Annotated in this window: 19 protein-coding genes; 9 read left to right on the top strand and 10 right to left on the bottom strand. The window is 56.0% G+C overall.

Annotation, left to right across the window (positions count from 1 at the left end; translation table 11 throughout):
- Window positions 1-48 precede the first annotated feature (48 nt).
- Both xapA and WN53_RS04130 read left to right on the top strand, forming a co-directional pair.
- Window positions 49-870, top strand: a complete 822-nt coding sequence (gene xapA / locus WN53_RS04135; RefSeq protein ID WP_024483020.1) for a xanthosine phosphorylase — start codon at window positions 49-51, stop codon at window positions 868-870.
- Window positions 871-942: 72 nt separating this feature from the next.
- A complete protein-coding gene (locus WN53_RS04130) occupies window positions 943-2,202 on the top strand; it encodes a nucleoside permease (protein WP_024483019.1) in 1,260 nt (419 codons plus the stop codon).
- 101 nt (window positions 2,203-2,303) lie between these two features.
- Here WN53_RS04130 and WN53_RS04125 read toward each other — a convergent pair whose 3' ends face one another.
- From WN53_RS04125 to WN53_RS04115, 3 genes are read right to left on the bottom strand one after another with little or no spacing between them, the layout of a single operon-like run.
- The gene (locus WN53_RS04125) at window positions 2,304-3,233 is read right to left on the bottom strand and encodes a PfkB family carbohydrate kinase (protein WP_024483018.1); all 930 of its coding nucleotides are present in this window, start codon (window positions 3,231-3,233) and stop codon (window positions 2,304-2,306) included.
- Window positions 3,230-4,627, bottom strand: coding sequence for a purine-cytosine permease family protein (locus WN53_RS04120; protein ID WP_024483017.1), 1,398 nt, complete (start codon window positions 4,625-4,627; stop codon window positions 3,230-3,232). Before WN53_RS04120 ends, WN53_RS04125 begins: the two co-directional genes overlap by 4 nt.
- An 8-nt stretch (window positions 4,628-4,635) precedes the next feature.
- Entirely contained in the window at window positions 4,636-5,652 is a 1,017-nt protein-coding gene (locus WN53_RS04115) for an ADP-ribosylglycohydrolase family protein (protein WP_024483016.1), read from the bottom strand.
- Between the two features lie 215 nt (window positions 5,653-5,867).
- On the opposite strand from WN53_RS04115, the gene WN53_RS04110 reads away from it, so the two are divergent.
- A complete protein-coding gene (locus tag WN53_RS04110) occupies window positions 5,868-6,602 on the top strand; it encodes a GntR family transcriptional regulator (protein ID WP_024483015.1) in 735 nt (244 codons plus the stop codon).
- Window positions 6,603-6,689: 87 nt separating this feature from the next.
- Window positions 6,690-8,855 (top strand): YgiQ family radical SAM protein, encoded by a 2,166-nt coding sequence (locus WN53_RS04105; protein WP_046808019.1) that lies wholly within the window; start codon window positions 6,690-6,692, stop codon window positions 8,853-8,855.
- A gap of 131 nt (window positions 8,856-8,986) precedes the next feature.
- Here the strand turns inward: WN53_RS04105 and WN53_RS04100 are convergent, their stop codons facing one another.
- The 4 genes from WN53_RS04100 to yqhD all read right to left on the bottom strand — a co-directional run bounded on the left by WN53_RS04100 (window position 8,987) and on the right by yqhD (window position 13,001).
- Window positions 8,987-9,592, bottom strand: coding sequence for a transglycosylase SLT domain-containing protein (locus tag WN53_RS04100; protein ID WP_024483014.1), 606 nt, complete (start codon window positions 9,590-9,592; stop codon window positions 8,987-8,989).
- Window positions 9,593-9,731: 139 nt separating this feature from the next.
- A complete protein-coding gene (gene dkgA / locus WN53_RS04095) occupies window positions 9,732-10,547 on the bottom strand; it encodes a 2,5-didehydrogluconate reductase DkgA (RefSeq protein ID WP_024483013.1) in 816 nt (271 codons plus the stop codon).
- A gap of 87 nt (window positions 10,548-10,634) precedes the next feature.
- Window positions 10,635-11,681 (bottom strand): NADPH-dependent aldehyde reductase Ahr, encoded by a 1,047-nt coding sequence (gene ahr, locus WN53_RS04090; RefSeq protein ID WP_024483012.1) that lies wholly within the window; start codon window positions 11,679-11,681, stop codon window positions 10,635-10,637.
- Between the two features lie 156 nt (window positions 11,682-11,837).
- Window positions 11,838-13,001, bottom strand: coding sequence for an alcohol dehydrogenase (gene yqhD, locus WN53_RS04085; protein ID WP_024483011.1), 1,164 nt, complete (start codon window positions 12,999-13,001; stop codon window positions 11,838-11,840).
- Window positions 13,002-13,427: 426 nt separating this feature from the next.
- Here yqhD and WN53_RS04080 point away from each other — a divergent pair, with 426 nt between their 5' ends.
- Window positions 13,428-14,312, top strand: a complete 885-nt coding sequence (locus WN53_RS04080) for an AraC family transcriptional regulator (protein WP_235166928.1) — start codon at window positions 13,428-13,430, stop codon at window positions 14,310-14,312.
- Here WN53_RS04080 and WN53_RS04075 read toward each other — a convergent pair.
- Complete coding sequence (locus WN53_RS04075) at window positions 14,309-15,331, bottom strand: zinc-dependent alcohol dehydrogenase family protein (protein ID WP_024483009.1); 1,023 nt, start codon at window positions 15,329-15,331, stop codon at window positions 14,309-14,311. The genes WN53_RS04080 and WN53_RS04075 overlap by 4 nt on opposite strands.
- 105 nt (window positions 15,332-15,436) lie before the next feature.
- On the opposite strand from WN53_RS04075, the gene WN53_RS04070 reads away from it, so the two are divergent.
- Window positions 15,437-16,342 carry a LysR family transcriptional regulator gene (locus WN53_RS04070; protein WP_037411329.1) on the top strand — a complete coding sequence of 302 codons (906 nt, stop codon included), beginning with the start codon at window positions 15,437-15,439 and terminating at the stop codon, window positions 16,340-16,342.
- Here the strand turns inward: WN53_RS04070 and WN53_RS04065 are convergent.
- Entirely contained in the window at window positions 16,337-17,806 is a 1,470-nt protein-coding gene (locus WN53_RS04065; RefSeq protein WP_024483008.1) for an MFS transporter, read from the bottom strand. The genes WN53_RS04070 and WN53_RS04065 overlap by 6 nt on opposite strands.
- Before the next feature lie 111 nt (window positions 17,807-17,917).
- On the opposite strand from WN53_RS04065, the gene WN53_RS04060 reads away from it, so the two are divergent.
- Complete coding sequence (locus tag WN53_RS04060) at window positions 17,918-18,811, top strand: LysR family transcriptional regulator (protein ID WP_024483007.1); 894 nt, start codon at window positions 17,918-17,920, stop codon at window positions 18,809-18,811.
- Between the two features lie 51 nt (window positions 18,812-18,862).
- Here WN53_RS04060 and WN53_RS04055 read toward each other — a convergent pair whose 3' ends face one another.
- Window positions 18,863-19,519: a DedA family protein gene (locus WN53_RS04055; protein WP_021806837.1), complete on the bottom strand. Its 657-nt coding sequence runs from the start codon at window positions 19,517-19,519 to the stop codon at window positions 18,863-18,865.
- A 590-nt stretch (window positions 19,520-20,109) separates the two neighbouring features.
- Between WN53_RS04055 and exbB the strand changes: the two genes are divergently transcribed.
- Both exbB and exbD read left to right on the top strand, forming a co-directional pair.
- Window positions 20,110-21,102 (top strand): tol-pal system-associated acyl-CoA thioesterase, encoded by a 993-nt coding sequence (gene exbB, locus WN53_RS04050; protein WP_080660646.1) that lies wholly within the window; start codon window positions 20,110-20,112, stop codon window positions 21,100-21,102.
- Window positions 21,103-21,105: 3 nt separating this feature from the next.
- Entirely contained in the window at window positions 21,106-21,528 is a 423-nt protein-coding gene (gene exbD / locus WN53_RS04045; protein ID WP_024483005.1) for a TonB system transport protein ExbD, read from the top strand.
- The last annotated feature ends 258 nt before the right edge of the window (window positions 21,529-21,786 follow it).

Here is a 21,786-nt window from a genome sequence, read left to right as displayed (position 1 = left end):
GCTGTCGCTCTCTACTATGGGGATTAACCCCCTACAGAAGAGAATACTATGTTTAATCAAGACGATGCTTTTTCTTGTGCCGAAGTGCTGCGGACCAGACTACCAGGCTTTCAACCTCGTGCAGCACTGATTCTGGGATCGGGGCTGGGGGCGCTGGCAGACGTAATGACCGACGCCGTAACCATCGACTATACCGAATTACCAGGTTTCCCGGTGAGCGGCGTAGTGGGCCACGCAGGGCAATTGGTGGCGGGCTGGCTGGAAGGCGTGCCGGTGCTGTGCATGAAAGGGCGCGGGCATTTCTATGAGGGCCGTGGCATGCAGGTGATGACCACTGCCGTGCGCACCTTCAAACTGCTGGGCTGTGAATTCCTGTTGGCGACCAATGCCGCTGGTTCACTGCGTAAATCGGTAGCTCCGGGTAGCCTGGTGGCGCTGACCGACCACATCAACTTTATGCCGGAATCCCCGCTGGTGGGGGCTAACGACGAGCGTTTTGGTCCACGCTTCTTCAGCCTGGCTAACGCCTATGATCGTGACTTGCGTGCGCAACTGGCGGCGGTAGCGGCCAAGGCCGGTATCCCACTGGCAGAAGGGGTATTTGCCGCCTACACCGGCCCGAACTTTGAAACCCCGGCCGAGATCCGCATGATGCAGACGCTGGGCTGTGACGTGGTGGGGATGTCGATCGTGCCCGAAGTGCTTTCGGCCCGGCACTGCGGCCTGAAAGTGCTGGTGGTCTCGGCGATGACCAACTATGCCGAAGGGTTATCCGATACGCCGCTTTCCCATGAGCAGACGCTGAGCTGCGCTGCGCTGGCGGCAGACGACTTTATGCGCCTGATCCGAGAGTTCTTCAAAACGCTGTAATTCTTATTTCCATCCGACTACCCCGCGGCAAGCCCTACCTTGCCGCGTAAATCACAACAATAGGTGATGGTAATGGCAATAAAAACACGATTGAAGGTGATGATCTTTCTCCAGTTCTTTATCTGGGGCGCCTGGTTGGTAACGTTGGGATCCTACATGATCAACACCTTGCACTTCAGCGGGGCGCAGGTAGGCATGGTGTACAGTTCGAAAGGGATCGCCGCGCTGATCATGCCAAGCCTGGCAGGGATCATTGCCGATCGCTGGATCAAGGCCAACCGTCTGTATGGCCTGTGTCATCTGCTGGGGGCGGTGGCGTTGTACTACGCCGCACAGGTCGATCAGCCGATGGTGATGTTCTGGGTCATGCTGTTCAACGCGATGGTCTATATGCCCACCATGGCGCTGTCCAACGCCATTTCTTACTTCTGTCTGGAAAAGCACGGTTTTGATACGGTCAAGGATTTCCCGCCGGTGCGGGTTTATGGCACCGTGGGCTTTATTCTGGCGATGTGGCTAATTAGCTTTAGCCGCATTGAATTGAGCAATATGCAGCTGTATCTGGCTTCCGCGGTATCGCTGCTATTGGCAGTCTACTCCCTGACGTTGCCAAATTGCCCGACCAACAAGGTGAAACGCTCGCAAAGCTGGGTCAGCATGTTGGGGTTGGATGCGTTCGTGCTGTTCAAGCAAAAGCGCATGGCGGTGTTCTTCCTGTTTGCCATGTTGCTGGGGGCGGCGCTGCAAATCACCAATACCTTCGGCAACCCGTTCCTGCACGATTTCTCTCTTAACCCGCTGTATCAGGACAGCCTCAGCGTACGCTATCCTTCGGTGCTGCTCTCCCTGTCGCAAATCTCTGAGGTGTTTTTCATCCTCACCATCCCGTTCTTCCTGCGTAGATACGGCATCAAGCAGGTGATGCTGATCAGCATGGCGGCCTGGACGCTGCGTTTCCTGTTCCTGGCCTACGGAACGCCTGCCGGGTTCGGCTTCCTGCTGCTTCTGCTTTCAATGATCGTTTACGGCTGTGCGTTTGATTTCTTCAATATTTCTGGCGCCATCTTTGTGGAAAAGGAAACCGACCACCGCATCCGTGCCAGCGCTCAGGGGCTGTTTATGACCATGGTTAACGGTGCAGGGGCTTACGTTGGAGCCATCGCCAGCGGCGAGGTTGTGGACTTCTTCACCCATAACGGGGTGAAAGATTGGCAGAGTATCTGGCTGGTGTTTGCCGCCTATACGCTGGTGCTGGGGGTGATTTTTGCCCTGTCTTTCAACTACCAACATCGGCCGGAAGAGATGAACGGCGATCTGCAGAAGGCGCATTAAAGGCAGATTGATGAAAAAGATAAACGGGCGCAGCATGCTGCGCCCGCTTACACCATCAGCTAAACGGAAACACTATTGTGGTGCTCCTACAGGGTGAGTCTTCAGGCAGGAAAACGCTGTTGCAGCTGTTGCCAGTCTGGTGCTCCGGCGGCACCACGGCTGGCTACCACGCAGGCGGCCACGCGGTTGGCAAGATCGACGGCTTGTACCAGCGGCAGGCCAGCGGAAAGCCCGGCTAGCACACCCGCGCAGTGGGCATCTCCCGCGCCGATGGTATCGACGACGTCAACCGGGTAAACGGGCACATGCTGCGGTTCATTGCGGCCATCACAGACCCAGGCACCGTCACGATCCAACCGGCAGATCAGAGTAATGTTATGCGCTGTGGCATAACGTTGTGCGGCGCTGACTGCGTCGCCTTCCCCACACAAGATCGCGACTTCGTCACGATTGAGGGTCAGCAAGGTGTGGCTGTCGCTAAGCATGGCGAAAAACTCTTCACCCAGTTGACCGACGCGCGGGCCGGGATCCAGCAGCCGCCACTGATCGAACGGCAGGCGGGTAAGCCAGTCTCGCAGTGCTTCACCGGGTTCCCCCACCAGTTCATAGCCGTTGGCATACACCACCGTTTCCGGCGTTAGCGGCAGGGTGGTGAGTTGCGCCTTATTCCAATGGGCTTCACAACCGGTCACGGTAACAAAAGTACGTTCACCGTTGGGCTCCACCAACGCCAGACACCAACCGTTGTCCAACTGGCCATGGCGTAACAGCACCGGCAGATCCAGCTCCTGCATGGCGGCTTCGATGGCTGTTCCCCAGTCTCCGTTGCCGACCGGCATACCGTTAATCACGGGGACATCCAGGCGGCGTAGCGCCCGTGCTACGTTGAAGGCGCAACCGCCAATCTGTCGCTCTTGTGGCTGCGCTTCGATATCTTCACCGCTGGCTGGCAGCTTTGGTAGCGTGAGAACTACGTCACCTACGGCACCGCCTACCACCAGAATGGGTTTTACTGCGACAAATTCACTCATTGATGTCCTTTGTTACTTGCCAGATAGAGGCCATAGGCAATCAGGCTGACCAGGAAGGAAACGAACAGCCCCAGGCTGGAATCAGCGAACAGGCCTTTAGCCAATGGGCCATCGATAAAGCCGGTTTTGGTCACCAGCAGCCCACACAAGGCGCCGAGGAACCAGCAGAATAACGGCACCTTACGCACGCCGCGGTTCTGGCCGTTCAGGCCGTACAGGGCATTACCGTCGTAACCATGATGACGGCGCACTTTAGCATAATCGAGAATGAAAATGGCTTCCCAGGCGGCAAGGAAGACCCCGCAGAACACCAGGAACGAGATGAATGGCCCCATAAAGTCGCCAGAGATAAACAGCACATAGATGGCGATGCCAAGGATCACTACGGCGTCAATGGAGACGGCCAGCGACTGTTTCACCTTCACGCCAAGCGTTAGCAGGTTAAGGCTGGCGGAGTAGAGGCTGAGCACGGCAATAGTGACGATACCGGCGGTTGCGGCTAACAGGTAAGGGATGGCCATCCACTTTGGCAGCACCGAGCCGATTAACGCAATCGGGTTGGCGGCGCTGGCCAGATCCGGCAGCTGTACCGAAAGCAGAATGCCGGTGAACATCAGCAGGATCAGGGGCAGGCAGGCACCGCCCACCACGGCGGCAAAGATGCTTTTATCTGAAGATTCTGGGCTTTGATAACGGCTGTAATCGGCCCCGGCGATGGCCCAACTGATGCCGGTACCGGCGGCGATCACCGAAACGGCGGGCAGGAACCCGGTCAACCAACTGCCGGAAGGCAGTGACAGCACTTTGCCCCATTCGGTGGTGAAGACGATATACAGCACCACAATCAGCGTCATGGTGCCGAATATCCGGCTGAACCAGCTCTGCATCCAGACTACCGTGTTCTGGCCCAGCAGGCTGACTACGATGGTCAAGCCACCAAACAGCAACAGGCTGATAGCGGTTAGGGAGTGGCTTTCACCCAAGCCTATGGCCTGGAACAGCGCCGCCAGAGTGAGCGTGCCGGTAATGACGTTCACCGCTTCCCAGCCCATCAGGTTGATCCAACTGAAGGTGGTGGGGGCGATGTTGCCCTTCAGGCCAAAAATCACCCGCGATAAGGTCAAAGTAGAGGTACGGCCACGTTTCCCGGCGAAGCTGGTGTAACCGACCAAAGCAAAGCTGGCTACACCGACCAATGCGGCCAGGATTGACTGGATAAAGGACAGGCCGAACGCGACAATAATTGCCCCGTACACCACGCCGAGAATGCCGATGTTGGCGGCAGACCATATCCAGAACAGCTCGAGCGGTTTACCGGTCTGCTCCGCATCCGGTACGCGATCGATCCCGGTACTTTCTACTTTCCATGTCTCACTGCGGTTGATTTCACTCATGGTGCGATTTATTCCTGTTTTCGCAGCCTGAGGAGAGCGGCCGCGTAGGGCTCAAAATCTATTTTATTGGCGCTATTGATCGTGGCGATCCACTCCGTCGGGAAAGCAGCCACGCCGCGTAAGGCTCCGCAGATTGCCGTTGCCATGGCGCCAATGGTATCGGTATCTCCACCCAGATTGGCGGCCAGGATCGCACAACGTTGCGGATCGGTGTCTGCCAGTTCAACCAGTGCCAACGCCATCGGGATTGACTCGATAGTGTCCATCCCGGCACCGACGGTGTGGTAAAGCTCCGCCAATGCTTCACTATCCTGCCGATGGCTCAGGCTAGCGGTGAACTCCAGCGCCCAAACCAGACGGCGGCTGAGCGAAGGGCTGAAGGTGGTGATGTGTTGCTGTTGCACCTGCTCAACACGTGCGGGCAGTTCTTGCTTGATGGTGGCCCAATCAGCGCCTTCGATAGCCCGGCTAACGGCCCAGGCAATGGCAAAAGCGCCGGCCACGGCGATATCCGACTTGTGGGTCGGGCTGCAAGACTGCCGTACTGCTTCAATAAATGCTGGCAAATCGCCACTTGGCAGCAGGCAACCTAACGGAGCTACACGCATGGCGGCTCCATTGGTCACGCCGTTAGCGGCGATCTCTGCCACCGGCGTACCGGCGCGAAACGCCAACAGCGCGGCTTTGGAGCTGGGGCCGAGGATATTTTTCTCAAAGGCTCCGATCCGTTCTGCCCACAGCATGATGTGGTGAGCAATACGTTCCGGCTCGACCCGGCCCTCGGCGGCCAACAGCGCATCCATCAAGGCCACTGCCTGCTGGGTGTCATCCGTGTATTCTCCGGCGATAAAGCCGTTGGCTGCGATATTTTCTGCCGGGCCAGGCAGGAAGTGGGTGATCCAACCAAAATAATCACTAACCTGTTGTAATGGCCACAGTTCTGACGGCATCCCCATCGCATCGCCCACGGCTTGCCCATAGAGCGCCCCGAGTATGGCGTGGTGAGGATTTTTTATATTTTTCATTTTTATGGGTGTTCCCTGGTGTTGGTGCATACCGATGTAAAACATCAGTACGGCTAATGTTAACCGCAAAATGGATCCAATTGAAGTCCAATGTGTGAAAAATGTGATTCCAATCTAAGTCCAATGCAAACGCGTATGATGTCATTACCCTGAATGTGACAAATATGGTAAAAACGAGGCGGTTGAGGAATGCGAACAAATCAGAGGTGGGTCCGATGAATGATTTTATTGCCTGGCTGCGTCAGCAGTTTTCACAGGCAGCGGCGGCACCACGTTACATCCAACTGGCGAATACCTTGGAAATTGCCATCAAGCAGCGTGTGCTGGGCGTTGGCGATTTTTTACCGCCGGAACGAGTGTTGGCTGAGGCATTGGATTTGTCGCGCGTTACGGTCAGTAAGGCGATGAAATTGCTGGAAGAACAAGCGCTGGTCTCACGCCAACAGGGTATTGGTACTCGAGTGGCCATGCACATCGGCTATTCCCTCAATCAGGATAACGGCTTTACCGCGCAGGTTTTGCGCAGTGGCAGCAGCGTCAGTAACCAATGGCTGTTGCGTTCCTGCATAAAGGCACCCAGCGAGGTAGCCAAGGCGCTGGAGTTGGCAAGCGGCAGTATCGTGGTCAAGCTACGCCGTCTGCGGTTGATGGATGGCAATCCGGTATCGTTGGAAACCACCTATATCCCGACCCGTTTTTTGCCCAATCCCGAAGAGCTGGAACACTCGCTGTATGCCCTATGGAAGTCGCGAGGTATTGTGCCAGAGGGCAGGCATTTTTTATTGAAGGCGGTTGCCAGCAGTGACGAAAACGCCAGCTTGCTCAATGTACAAAGCGGCACACCGCTGTTACGCATTGTCCAGACCAGCCGCAACGCCCAGGGCGAAGTGCTGGAGTTCAGCGAAACGCTGTGCCGCAGTGATGTGTACGAGTTCGAGGTCAAAAGCTGAGTAATCTGAGAAATAACCATGCTCTTTTGGCGGTGAGTGCGTATAATCGCCGCCCGGCGATAAATTAACCTGCACAAGAGCACCCGAATGAGCACTACCAGCCTGATCCAACCCGAACGTGAATTGTTCTCCTACGAGCCTTATTGGGCCGAATGTTTTGGCCCCGCGCCGTTTTTACCGATGTCGCGTGAGGAGATGGACCAATTAGGCTGGGATAGCTGCGATGTGATTGTGATCAGCGGGGACGCTTACGTCGATCACCCAAGCTTTGGCATGGCGATTGTGGGCCGCATGCTGGAGGCTCAGGGCTTCCGCGTGGGGATCATTGCCCAGCCGGACTGGAGCAACAAAGAAGACTTTATGCGTTTGGGCAAACCGAACCTGTTCTTCGGCGTGACCGCCGGCAATATGGATTCGATGATCAACCGCTATACCGCCGATCGTAAGCTGCGTCATGACGATGCCTACACCGCCGGTAACGTGGGTGGCAAACGCCCGGATCGCGCCACCCTGGTCTATAGCCAACGCTGTAGAGAAGCCTATAAAGATGTGCCCGTCATCCTGGGCGGTATCGAAGCCAGCCTGCGCCGCATTGCCCATTATGATTACTGGTCGGATACCGTGCGCCGCTCGGTGCTGGTGGATTCCAAGGCCGATATGCTGATCTACGGCAACGGCGAACGCCCGCTGGTGGAGTTGGCGCATCGCCTGGCGGCGGGTGAAAAAATTCAGGATATCCACGATATCCGTAACACCGCAGTGATGCGTAAAGGGGCCATGCCGGGCTGGAGCGGGGTGGATTCCACTCGCCTGGACAAGCCGGGCCGCATCGAGCCAATCCCTAATCCTTACGGTGAAGATTTGCCCTGTGCCGACGGCAGCACGCCAGAGCCAGAAGCCAAGCCCGTCACCGTGCGTGCCGCCAAGCCCAAGCCGTGGGAAAAAACCTACGTGCTGCTGCCTTCCTTCGAGAAAGTGAAGGCGGACAAGGTGCTGTATGCCCACACTTCACGCATCTTGCACCATGAAACCAACCCTGGCTGCGCCCGCGCCTTGATGCAAAAACATGGCGACCGCTACGTGTGGATCAACCCACCGGCGATCCCACTCACCACGCCGGAAATGGACAGCGTGTTTGCCCTGCCCTACCAGCGTGTGCCGCACCCATCCTATGGCGAAGATCGCATCCCGGCCTACGATATGATCCGCTTCTCGGTGAATATTATGCGCGGCTGCTACGGCGGCTGTTCATTCTGTTCGATCACCGAGCATGAAGGGCGCATCATCCAGAGCCGTTCGGAAGACTCGATCGTGCGTGAAATCGAAGAGATCCGTGACAAGGTGCCAGGTTTTACCGGGGTGATCTCCGATCTGGGTGGGCCAACAGCCAACATGTATATGCTGCGCTGCACCAACCCGCGTGCCGAGCAAACCTGCCGCCGTGCCTCCTGCGTGTATCCGGAAATCTGTACCTATATGGATACCAACCATGAGCCGACCATCAAGCTCTACCGCCGCGCCCGTGAGCTGGAAGGGATCAAGAAGATCCTGATCGCCTCCGGGGTGCGTTACGATCTGGCGGTTGAAGATCCGCGTTATATCAAGGAACTGGCGACCCATCACGTGGGTGGCTATCTGAAGATCGCGCCAGAGCATACCGAAACCGGGCCATTATCCAAGATGATGAAGCCGGGGATGGGCAGCTACGATCGCTTCAAGCAGTTGTTCGATCAGTATTCCAAGCAGGCAGGTAAAGAGCAGTACCTGATCCCTTATTTCATCTCCTCGCATCCGGGCACCCGCGATGAAGACATGGTGAATCTGGCCCTGTGGCTGAAGAAAAACCGTTTCCGTCTCGATCAGGTACAGAACTTCTACCCGTCGCCAATGGCGAACTCCACCACCATGTATTACAGCGGCAAGAACCCGTTGGGTAAGGTGGGGTATAAGAGCGAAGATGTGTTTATTCCGAAGGGCGATCGCCAGCGCCGCCTGCATAAGGCATTGTTGCGCTATCACGATCCGCTTAACTGGCCGCTGATCCGTACGGCGTTGGAAGAGATGGGGATGAAGCACCTGATTGGTGGCCGTCGCGAATGCCTGGTGCCAGCACCGAGCATCGACGAACAGCGCGAGGCCAAGCGCCTACAGCGGCATACCCGCCCGGCGTTGACCAAGCACACGGACATTACCCGCCAGCGCACACCGTCCAACAAGCCACCGCGCAAGCCTATCCGTAACGGTAAGGCCTGATAGAGCAGGGAGCCCAAGTGGCTCCCTTTCTTTTATCCCCTAGAGGGGATATTCCATAAATTATCCCTTGGCGAGGATATTATTTTGTTATCCCTTTCAGGGATGACGCTATGGAGCTAGCTATTGCCAGGCTACAAACTGTTATACGCGGCCTCGACCTTCAGCATATAACGCGGTGCCTGCGGTGAGGGATGGTACTGGCGCACATGCCAGTGAAAGGCCTCGGGTGACAGGTTGTTGATCATTCTGATGGCTTTTTTGCGATCGCTGGAGAAGGTACGTAGCAAGGCTCCTGCGCCGTTGGCATAGGCCACTTCAGTGGCATAGCGGCGAGTCACCGGATCGTCAATCCACTTCAGTTGCTGCTGTTGCAGTGCGCCGATATAGGCCGCCCCCAGATCGATATTGGTTTCTGGATCCAACAGATCGTCATCATCCGGGCAGCCGCGTTTGCCTTTAAAGCGGTAAGCATCACAACCGGCGGTATTCGCCTTGAGCTGCATCAGACCGATCGCATTGGAAGGGCTGACAGCTTTAGGGTTAAAGCCAGACTCTACCTGAATAATAGCGGCGATCAGTTTTTCATCGACATCATACTCGTCGGCCGCGTCTTCGATTTCATCGTCATAGGCATGAGGATCGTGGCTGGTGCGCTGGTGCTTACTGGAACAGCCTGCCAATACCAACAGCATTAACAACATGGCCAGGCGCGGCAAAGATGAGAAAGAGAGGGTCATGAAACTCCAAGCTACTGTGAACGGATTGCTGCGCCATATCATAGCGCCAGCGCCCGATAAGATCTTGGGTTAAAAGCCAATTAACGCGAGAAGCTACCAACAATAAAGCAACGGGGCCGACAGTGCGGCCCCGCCAAGCTTACAGTGAATCTGGATCCGGCCCCAGGCGGTTGCCGATATCCAGTTGGGTGATGTCGCCCAGTTCGTCCTTATCCAGTTTGAAATCAAACACCTCAAAGTTTTCGCGAATGCGCGCGGGCGTAACCGATTTCGGGATCACGATCAGGCCGCTGTCCAGATGCCAGCGCACGACGATCTGTGCTGGCGTCTTGTTGTACTTCTCCGCCAGCTTCTTGATCAGAGGCTGATCGAAGACGCCTTCACCCCCTTGCGCCAATGGGCTCCAGGATTCGGTGGCGATGTGATGAGTCGCGTTCCAGGCGCGCAACTGGCGCTGTTGCAACAGCGGGTGCAATTCGATCTGGTTGATCACCGGTGCGACGCTGGTTTCATCCAGCAGGCGCTGCAGATGTGGCGTGTGGAAGTTACAGACGCCGATGCTTTTCACCAGCCCTTGCTCACGCAGTTTAATCAAGCCGCGCCAGGCTTCGACATACTGATCCTGTGCCGGTTTCGGCCAGTGGATCAGGTAGAGATCGACGTAATCCAGCTTCAGCTTTTTCAGGCTGGTTTCCAGCGCCGCCTGCGGATCGCCCTGATCGTCGTTCCACAGCTTGGTGGTGATAAACAGCTCTTCACGTGGGATCGCGGTGGCTTGCAGCGCGGCACCCACCCCTTCCTCGTTTTTGTAAATCGCGGCGGTATCGATGGAGCGATAGCCGACTTCCAGCGCTTTGGTGACGGCCAGCGTGGTTTCTTCAATGCTGGCTTGCCATACGCCGAGTCCCAACTGCGGCATCAGATTACCATCGTGGAGTTTGATGATGGGTTGCATGCGCTATCTCCTTATGACTGCTTTCAGGCCAAGGCCTGCTTACATGAATTTTAGTTCGCCACCTCAGCGCTTGCCGAGTTTGCGACCTCAAGCGTGCATATCCAGTACGATACGGTAACGGGCCTTGCCCGCCTCCAGATGCGCGATGGCATCGTTGACCTTGCTCAGAGGGAAATGCTCCACCTGTGGCTCTATGCCGTGCCGGGCGCAGAACGCCAGCATATCGGCCAGGCGTGAAGGGGCACCGGTAGGTGAAGCGGAAAGCTCGGCCTGTTTGCTGATAAACGAGAACACCTGAACCGGCACCGGGTCTGGGATCGCGCCAACGAAGTGCAGGCGGCCTTTCGGGGCCAAGGTGCCGATAAAGGCGTCCCAATCTAAAGAGGCGCTGGCGGTGACCAGAATAAAGTCGAGCTGATTGGCGATGGCCTGCAACGCTGCGCTGTCATTGCTGGCTACCACGCGGTGTGCACCTAGCGAAAGCGCTTCGTCACGTTTGCTGTTGGACGAGGTGAAGGCGGTGACTTCACAGCCCCAGGCATGCATAAAGCGGATCGCCATGTGGCCCAGGCCGCCGATACCGACCACGCCAATGCGCTGTGTCGGGCGGACATCGTATTGCAATAGTGGGTTGAACACCGTGATCCCGCCGCAGAACAGCGGCCCAGCGCTGGTCACGTCAACGCCTTCCGGCAGTGGGATTGCCCAGGCCCAGTGGCTGCGGATGCGATCGGCAAAACCGCCGTGGCGACCAATAATGGTAGGTTGTACCTCGTTGCACAGATGCTGATCGCCGGACATACAGGGGTGGCAGTGCATACAGCTGCCGCGATTCCAACCAACGCCCACCACCTGGCCAATCTTCAGCCCTTTGTTCTGCGCATGGGCGCCCAGCTTGGTGACTTTGCCCACCACCTCATGGCCGGGCACGAACGGGTAGTGGGTCATGCCCCATTCATTATTGAGCATGGAGAGATCGGAGTGGCAGACGCCACAGTAATCGATAGCAACTTCAATTTCATCGTCGCCTAATGCACCTGCGTCGAAGGTAAAAGGTTCAAGCGGCTGTCCCTTGCCGGGCGCGGCCCAGGCACGAATGCTATTGTCAGATGCGGAGCTGGATTGGTTCGCCATAAAATTCTCCCATGAGTTAACGAGACGATGTTATGCGATGCGATCGAAAGCGCGGATAAGGCGCACAACCGTGCCCGATGATCGGTCGGGCACGGTAAGTAGAAACTAAAGCCTAGCAGGAAACTGTGATGTTGCGATGAAATCGTGCGCTAGCAATTAACGTGCCGCTTGATAAATGCGTTGGCTGACTTCCAGCGTAATATCCTGATGTTCGCCCAATGCAGTCATCCCGTGCTGGTGCAATTTGTCGATCAGCGCAGGGATGGAGCTACCGTCGAGTTGATAATCAGACAGATGGGTTGGCACGCCCATTTGTTCAAAGAAGGCACGGGTGGCGGCAATCGCGCCGTCGATACGGCTTTCTTCGGAACCCTCACGCAGACCCCAGACGCGATCGGCGTACTGCAGCAGTTTTTCGCGTTTCTGGGCTTTTTTCTCTACCAGCAAGGCAGGTAGGACGACGGCCAGGGTTTGCGCATGATCCAGGCCGTGCATGGCGGTCAGCTCATGGCCGAGCATATGCGTTGCCCAGTCCTGCGGCACACCGGCACCGATCAGGCCGTTCAGCGCCATGGTGGCACTCCACATCACGTTGGCACGTACCGCATAGTTTTCCGGTTCGGCCAGCGCACGTGGGCCATCCTCCAGCAGCGTTAACAGCAGGCCTTCGGCAAAGCGATCCTGCACCTTGGCATCGACCGGGTAAGTCAGGTATTGCTCAATGGTGTGGACAAAGGCATCCACTACGCCGTTGGCGATTTGGCGCGGTGGCAGTGAATAGGTCACCACCGGATCGAGCACGGCGAACAGAGGCTGCACCAGCGGAGAGAAGAAGTGTTGTTTGTCGCCGCTGCTTTTACGGGTGATCACCGCGCCGCTGTTGGACTCGGAGCCGGTCGCTGGCAAGGTCAGCACACAGCCCATCGGTATCGCGCTGACGATCTCGCTGCCCACGGTTTTCAGGATATGCCAAGGATCGCGATCGGCCAGGTAGTCGGCCGCTGCCGCGATAAATTTGGTGCCATCAACTACTGAGCCGCCGCCGACCGCCAGCAGGAAGTCGATCTTTTCTGCCCGCACGACTTCCACCGCTTTCATCAGCGTTTCATAGGTCGGGTTAGGCTCGATACCGGAGAACTCCTGCACGTTGCGGCCAGCCAGCGCGGCATAGACCTGATCCAGCACGCCGTTGTTCTTCACGCTGCCACCGCCGTAGGTGATCAGGATGCGGGCGTCTGCCGGGATTTGTTTGCCTAATTCGGCAATCTGGTCTTTACCGAACAGGATTTTGGTTGGGGTGTGGAGGATGAAATTTTGCATTATCGTATTCTCTTTTGTATACCCGTCGTCTTTCAAGCTGCAGCGTTGTTACCTGCACTTAGCTATTCGGCCCATCCGTGGACCTCACCCCTTCGGGGCCGCTGTGTACAGCGTTCAAATCTGTTCCCGACAGATTTGTCACCCCAGTCACTTACTAAAAGTAAGCTCCTGGGGCTGAGATAGCTTGTCGCCTAGCTGCAGCTTGAAATCCATAGGGTATGGCTATAAAGGAAGCGCCAACGGCGCAAAATAACTGGAGTCTATTGTCGGTAACCTGGCCCGATCGCACAATGCACATTCCTGCCGGTGTCTTGCCTATTTCTACACTACACTGTAGAAAAGGCATCTTTATGGTTATTATCCGTGTCGAATTATTCAGGCGACTAGAGGGGCTTGCTGATGGACAACGTTGAACTACGTAGCCGTATGGCGCGCCAGGCGATGCGCTTTGCCGCTGCCAAAGGCTATAGCCCAACGCCCGTACCTATGGTGAAGGTGCTGTATTCCGACGAGTATTACCCGCGTCAGCCGGTGATGTATGAGCCAGGCATTGTCATCATCTTTCAGGGCCACAAGGTGGGCTACTGTGGCAGCAAGGTGTTTCAGTACGATCCGCGCAACTACCTGTTGATGACGGTATCGCTGCCGTTTGAGTGTGAAACCTTTGCCAGCCCGGAACAGCCGCTGGTGGGGCTGGCGGTCAATATCGACACCCAGATGCTACAGGATCTGCTGATCGATATCGGTGATGACGATTATCTGATGCAACCCAGGGGGGAAAGTTGCGGCGTTAACCTCTCAGTGCTTAGCGATGAAATGCTGTGCGCCACCGAACGCCTGTTGGACGTGATGGAGAAACCGCTGGATGCTCGGGTGCTGGGGCCACAGATCGTGCGTGAGCTGCTTTATTACGTGCTGCGTGGCAGTTGCGGTGCTTCGTTGCAGGAACTGGTTAACCGGCATACCCATTTCAGCCAGATCGCCAAGGCGTTACGGCGGATTGAGAATCAGTATGCCGAGAACCTCAACGTCGAGCAGTTGGCGTACGAAGTGAACATGAGCGTGTCGGCGTTTCACCATAACTTCAAGGCGGTGACCAACACCTCGCCGCTGCAGTATGTGAAGTCGTATCGCCTGCACAAGGCGCGTTTGCTGATGGTGCATGACGGCCTGAAGGCCAGCACGGCGGCGATCCGCGTGGGCTACGAGAGCGCTTCGCAGTTCAGCCGCGAGTTTAAGCGACTGTTTGGCATTACGCCGAGCGATGAAATCGCCCGGCTGCGGGACAACAGCGCCATCATGCAGGGTTAGCGCGTCAGTACGATTTTGCCGAACGGACCGCGATCGAGGTGATCGAGCGCCGCGGGTAGCTGATCGAAACGGTAACGCTGGTCGATGACAGGTTTGATGCCGTTGGCGTCGACGGCGCGTACCAGATCTTCCAATGCGCGGCGATGGCCGACAGCAATCCCCTGGATCTGTGGCGACTTCAGCAACAACAGGCCTGCGGGGATGGCGATCTCCGCGCCTTCCAACATGCCGATCACGGAAATACGCCCGTGGATCGCCACTGCGCGCAGGGAGTTAATCAGATTGCTGCCACCCACGGTTTCGACAATATGATCGATACCGCGATCCTGCGTCAGTTGATAGATCGACTCCACCCAATCCCCTTGCAGGCGGTGAATGCCGTGATCGGCCCCTAACGCCTTGGCTCGTAGTAGCTTCTCTTCGCTGCCGGAAGTGATAAAGACCTCTGCTCCGTGGGCTTTGGCAATTTGTAGCGCGAACAAGGCAACGCCACCGGTGCCTTGCACCAATACCGATTCCCCGGCACGCAAATGGCCGCGTTCTACCAAGGCGAACCAGGCCGTCAGTCCGGCGCAGGGTAGGGTACTGGCTTGGGCATCGTCCAAACTGTTAGGTGACGCGCTCAGCCAGGTTTCATCGACCACTACGTATTCCGCCAGCATTCCCTGATAAGTACCGCCTGCCGTACGATAAGGCGGGGTGCGGGCATCACCGTCAGGTTTTCCGTCGATCCAGTCTGGGCTAAAGGTAGAGATCACCCGATCGCCAGGGCGAAAACGCGTGCTGCCGCTTCCCACCGCGTCTACCACCCCAGCCATATCCGAGGCAGGGGTAAACGGCAGCGGCAGATCCAACGGCATGGTGCCTTCTATCACCATCTTATCGCGGTAGTTCAGCGCCACGGCGTTCACTTTCACCCGTACCTGATGTGGGCCGGGTTCTGGAATGGCGCTCTCGGTTAATTGCAGATGCTCACGCCCTACGGCGTTCATCGTCCAACGTTGCATGGTATCGGCCATGTGGTGCTCCTGATGGGTTGAAGATATTCACAGATAATAACGTTGATTTAAAATCACCAGTGGCGATAATTTTTCCCATGATTGTTTCCTGAAAGGCTACAAAAAATGAACGACCGATTAAGCGGCATCTCGGTATTGGTCAGCGTGGTGGAGGCGGGCAGCTTTGCGCTGGCGGCCAACAGGCTGCATCTTTCCCGTTCGGCGGTGGGTAAAACTATCGCCCGGCTGGAACAACGGCTGGGCGTGCGGTTGTTTCACCGCACCACCCGCAGCCTGAATCTGACTGACGACGGCGCGCTGTTCTATGAGCGTTGTTTACGGGCGTTGGAGGAGATCCGCGTTGCAGAGAACCTGCTGGAAAGCGGTAAGCGGCAGGTCAGTGGCCGGTTGCGGGTCTCGATGCCGGTGCTGATTGGCCGCCTGTGTATCGCGCCGGTGCTTACCTTGTTGGCGCGTGAGCATCCAGGATTGGAACTCGATCTGTCATTCAGCGATCGGGTGGTGGATGTGGCTGAGGAGGGATTCGATCTAGCGGTGCGTAACGGCCCATTGCCGGACAGCGCCGGGCTGGTGGCTAGAAGGCTAGGGGATAACCGCATGACCCTATGTGCCTCGCCGGATTATCTGGCTCGCTGTGGTATGCCGAGGAGCGTTGAGGAACTGCCCCAGCACGATGCTATCGCTTATCGCTACGCCGCAATGATACGTAGCTGGTTGATCCCGCAGGCAGACGGAACAATGCGAGAAGTGATGCCTAAACCCCGTTTGTTGATGGACGATCTGCAGGCGATTGCTGACGCGGCGGTGGCCGGGTTTGGCATTGCCTGGCTGCCATGCTGGCTAATCCGTGATGCCTTGCTGGAAGGCCGATTGCAGCAGGTGTTGGGAGAAATCCCGGGGAAAGACTTTGAAGTGCATGCCGTCTGGCCGCTGACGCCGCATTTACCCTTGAAAGTGCGGCTGGCGGTGGATGCGCTGGTCAGCCACCTGCCCGCGAGGATGGCGCTATAGCCGCGCCTTTCGGCTCAGCAAGAAGAACGCGGCGCCAGCTGAGATAATAGTAAAGAGCGTGAGTATCAACATTAGGGTACTAAAACCCTTCTGGTATACGGCAAGTACCAGCGCAGGGTCTAGGTTTTGAGAGAGGCTCATATCCCCCATGACCAAACGTTGGACCAATTCGCCATTATCACTCTGCGGTTGCAGGCGAAGGAGGTTGCTGTTGACCAGAGTAGTGAGCATGGCAATGGAGATTGCAAGTGCGATACCTTCTCCAGCGACACGAGTGGTGTTAAAAATTCCAGCCGCCATGCCCGCTTGTTCTTTAGGTACCACGCTTACCGCTAGTCCATCCATCAGCCCCCAGGGAAAACCTGTTCCGATACCGATGATTAGCATGGCCAAGATCAACTGCCGGTGATCGCCGATGGGCACTTGGCTGAGCATGTACAGCCCTGTGGCTGCCAGCAGAAAACCGACGCCAGAGAGGGTTCCAGCAGTGATCCAACGGGTTAACCAAGCGGCCAGTAACGGCACCACCAGCATCGGCGCCGAAAGTGCCAGCATGACCAGGCCGCTTTGTATGGGGGAAATACCTTCAACGCCGGTCAGCCTGAATGGCAGCAGCACTATCAGAACGATGTAGCAATAGCAGGTTCCTAAAGGAAGTATCTGGACACCGATGAAACGTGGATGCCTGAGCAGGCTGAGTTCGAGCATCGGCTCCTTTGAGCGTAGCTCAATAACCACGAACGCTATCAGGCAAGTCAGCGCGCTGATAAGTATGCCCACGATCAACGATGAACCCCACCCAGCTTGTGGGGCGAGGATGATCCCGGTAGTGAAAAGCACGAGCATCGCTGAAAAACTCGCCAAACCGGGAAGATCCAGCTTTTGAGACTGCGGATTCTTGCTTTCGTGCATCTGTGAAACGGCGGCGATCAGCGCTGTTGCGGCGAGTATTGCGGTGGTAATGAAGATCGAGCGCCAGCCGAACTGTTCAATCAGCGCACCAGCAATCATTGGGCCAAATGCCAGGCCGAGGCCGAAGGTCGCTCCCAGCAGGCTAAAGGCTCGGGTTCTGTCATGCCCTTCGAACTCTTGCGCCAGAGCGGCCGAACCGCTAGCGAGTGCTGCTGCGGCGGCTATCCCCTGAATTGCCCGCAATATATCCAGCCAGACAATGCTGGTGGCACTGGCCAGAAGTAAGCTGACGATGACGAATAGCATAAGACCCAAGGTGAATAAGCGTTTACGGCCGTAAATGTCCGAAAGCGTTCCGGCGGCCATGAGTAGGCTACCGAAACTCAACATGAACGCGTTGGTTACCCAGGCTTGGGCAGGTGGGCCGGCGTTGAAAACCTTGCTGATGGTTGGGGTGGCGACGGCACCCCCGGTGAAGCTCAGCGGTAATACCAGAGCGGCTAGGCAAATCGCGCCTAGAACGTAGTAACGGCCTTTGGAATTGTTACCCATTGCGTAATCCCTCATTTTTGTAGCAATCTGGGAAACTAAATCTATAGAGGTCGCAATGTTGAATAAATGGGTTAAAACTCCACTTATAATGAACAAAAAGGTCTTAATCCTATGGAGAGTCTCACCAGCATCCTCTCGTTCGTGAAAACCGCAGAATCGTTGAGCTTTGTCTCTGCCGCACGTGCCATAGGCATTTCCGCAACGGCGGTAGGAAAGAATGTTGCGAGGCTTGAAGGGTCTCTGAACGTTCGCCTGTTTCAGCGTAGTACCCGCAAGGTTAGTCTCACTGTTGAAGGGGAAATGTTCTACCAACGATGCCGGAAAATCCTTGATGACTTGCAGGACGCTGAGGCCATGCTGTCGCATTCAGTTCAAGCGCCCCGAGGTCGTTTGCGGGTCAGTTTGCCCACCATCGGGTACCGCTTTCTGTTACCAATGATGCCTGACTTTCGCAAAGCCTACCCAGAAGTTGAGTTAGAGTTGGATTTCAACGATCAACTCGTTGATCTTATCGATGATGGGTTTGATGTGGTGATACGAAGCGGTGATCTTGTGGATTCGCGGCTGATGTCGCGTAGGCTTGGGCCTTTCCGTTTTGTTCTTTGTGCCGCCCCTGGTTATCTGAAACGTAAAGGACGACCTGAGAAGTTGCTCGATCTGGAGTTGCATGATTGCCTTCGTTACCGTTTTGTCACGAGAGGTAAAATCATGGACTGGACATTAACGGCAGATCCGGAAATAACCCAGTTGCGCCTAAACTCATCCCTGACGTTGAATAACATGGAGGCAATGCTGATGGCAACCATTGACGGGCATGGCATTGCTTACATGCCTGATTTTTTAGTCAAGGAGGCGTTGGCCGTGGGCGATCTTGAAACGTTGTTAGATACTTACACCAAGGATCAGGGGGGCTTTTGGGCGCTCTGGCCCTCCAGTCGGCATCTATCACCAAAGATTCGAGTATTTGTGGATTTTATCTGCGACCAACTTTTTAAACAGGGATAAGAGGCATCACGATATGGGTTACTGTGGCGGTGGGTAAAACCGCCACCTGACTCAGGATGCGCGTTTTTTACGCCAAACGACCAGCATCACGCCCAGCAGTCCAACGACCAACAGCACCATCGGCAGGATCATCAGCCCGGCCATCACCTGATCTTCGTGGCGTTTCACCAGCGGGATTTGGCTAAAGGCATAGCCCAGCGTGACTACCGAGCCTACCCACAGCAAGCCGCTGAGCCAGTTAAAGATTTGAAAACGGGCGCTATTGAGGCCCGAGATACCGGCCATGGTAGGCAACAGGGTGCGTACAAATGCCAGGAAACGGCCAATCAGTAAAGCGACCAGGCCGTGGCGGTTAAACAGCATGTGCGCGCGCTGGTGGTATTGCGCCGGTAGCTGTAGCAACCAGCCTTTCACCACCGAGGTATGGCCAAGCCATCGCCCTTGCAGATAGCTGAGCCAACAGCCAAGGCTGGCGGCGACCGTCAGAATAATCAGCGTGGGGATAAAGTTCATCACGCCTTTGGCGATCAAGGCACCGGCCAACAGCAGTAAGCTATCTCCGGGCAGGAAGGAAGCGGGCAACAAACCGTTTTCCAAAAACAAGGTGGTAAAAAGGACGGCATAAACCACCCAAATCACGCTGGGATCGGCAAGTGCAGTAAAGTCTTGCGTCCACAGTGCGTGAACAATCTCTCTTAATACATCCATTCTTTATCCTGGGGTGCCTGGGCTGACTTTCTATAGGCTACCGTGCTGTTATAGCCGTGCTCACCGGTAAAAATAGGCCACACACGGTGGTGAGGCCCTAGAGCACTATATAGTGTACCGCTATTAGCTTAAGCGGACATTAAACAGAGCATAGAAAATGTGGCAAAGGCCGTAAAACTCGGAAAAAGTACAGGTGACCGTGGGTATGGCCAAGTAAAAACGCGGTAAAACCTCGCGCCTTACTGTGTGATTTTATTCTAGCCACTCTTCATCAACCGGGCCTTACGTAGGGGCGCTGCATGCTGCGCCCGCAGACGTTTTCCCGCAGTGATGGCGTGAGATATTCACTCCGTTTGTGGCCAGTTGGGGTATAAATCAGCAGTTTGAGTGATGATTTTGTTAGCGTTATGGGTAGGCAATGTTATGCCAAACGACGCGCAAACCCTGACAGTGACTGGGGTTGTATCATTTTTTGCTCCTCGATGCGTAATTCTTCAAATAATAATGATAACTACTATCAATCCCTGATTGGTTTGATATGATCGCACGCTGAATTCTTCCTTAAATGTTGAAATGGGTGGAGGCACAGCGTGAAAACGGCTGGCAAAATGACAAATCAAAGTGCTCAGGGCGCAGGCCGTGGGCAATGGGGCGCATTGGGGCGCAGTGTGATCGCCTCACTGGTATTGGTGGTGGGGTTGGCGGGCAACGCTCAGGCGGCACCGGCCACTGCACCAGCAGTCGCTGAAAGCGTTGCCGCGGCAACGACACCGGCCACACCAACAGCGGTAACCCCAGTGGCGGGTACTCCGGAAAATATCACTCCGGTTAATCCTGAACCGACCATCCAACCGCCAGAAACGCGTGGTATGGACCTTTCCGTCTGGGGCATGTATCAGCACGCCGATATCGTGGTGAAAATCGTGATGATTGGCCTGGTGCTGGCGTCTATCGTCACCTGGACCATTCTGTTTGCCAAAGGCAGTGAGCTGTTTCGTTCCAAGCGCCGTCTGCGCCGTGAGCAGTTGGCGCTGGCTGACGTGCGTTCGCTGGACGATGCCTCCGAATTGGCGCAAAGCTTCTCGCAAGAGAGCATCAGTGCGGTGCTGCTGCAAGACGCGCAGAACGAACTGGAGCTGTCGGCGGCCTCTAACGACAACTACGGCATTAAAGAGCGTACCGGTTTCCGTCTGGAACGCCGCGTAGCGGCCTATGGGCGTCAACTGGGGCGCGGCAATGGCTTCCTGGCTACCATTGGCGCCATTTCACCGTTTGTCGGCCTGTTCGGCACCGTATGGGGCATCATGAACAGCTTTATCGGCATTGCCCATTCGCAAACCACTAACCTGGCGGTCGTTGCCCCGGGGATTGCGGAAGCCTTGCTGGCCACCGCGCTCGGTTTGGTTGCGGCCATCCCGGCGGTAGTGATCTACAACATCTTTGCTCGTGTCATCGGCGGCCACCGTGCTCAGGTGGGCGATGTGGCGGCACAGGTGCTGCTGCTGTTGGGCCGCGATCTGGATCTGGCGGCCTCGGCCGATGCCAAACGTTCGCAGCATGCGCACCAACTGCGGGTGGGGTGAGTTATGGCGATGCGCTTAAATGAAGATCTGGACGACAGCGGCGAACTGCATGAAATCAACGTGACGCCGTTTATCGACGTCATGCTGGTGCTGTTGATCATCTTTATGGTGGCTGCGCCGCTGGCAACGGTAGATATTCGTGTTGATCTGCCCGCTTCTTCCGCTAAACCGCAGCCGCGTCCGGAAAAACCGGTGTTCCTGTCGGTGAAGGCAGACAAGCAGCTGTATGTCGGTGATGAACCGGTGACGGCGGAACAGCTGACGTCGGTGCTGGATCAACGCACGCAGTCTAATAAAGAAACCACCATCTTCTTCCAGGCGGACAAGACCGTAGATTATGAAACGCTGATGAGCGTGATGGATACGCTACGCAAATCCGGCTACCTGAAAGTGGGGCTGGTGGGAATGGAAGGCGTGGCCAAGTAATCTGATACCCAGCCATTTCCTCTTCTTCGGGTTGCCTGACTCGAAGAAGAGGGTGTTACTACCTAGTTACCACCCGCGAAGTTTGCCCCCCCCCGAATACCAACGATACTTCTGACAACCTCAGCTGACTTAACCTATTGGTTATCATGTCGCGTCCCTATGGTCGAACCAATCTGGCTTACATAGTGCGGTCTTACAACTATAACCTTCTGTATTTAAATAATAATTACTGATACCCCCTATTGATCACACTTTTCC

It is taken from the genome of Serratia fonticola (genome assembly GCF_001006005.1).
Lineage (GTDB): Bacteria > Pseudomonadota > Gammaproteobacteria > Enterobacterales > Enterobacteriaceae > Chania > Chania fonticola.
This window is presented reverse-complemented; position numbering and strand designations above follow the sequence as displayed.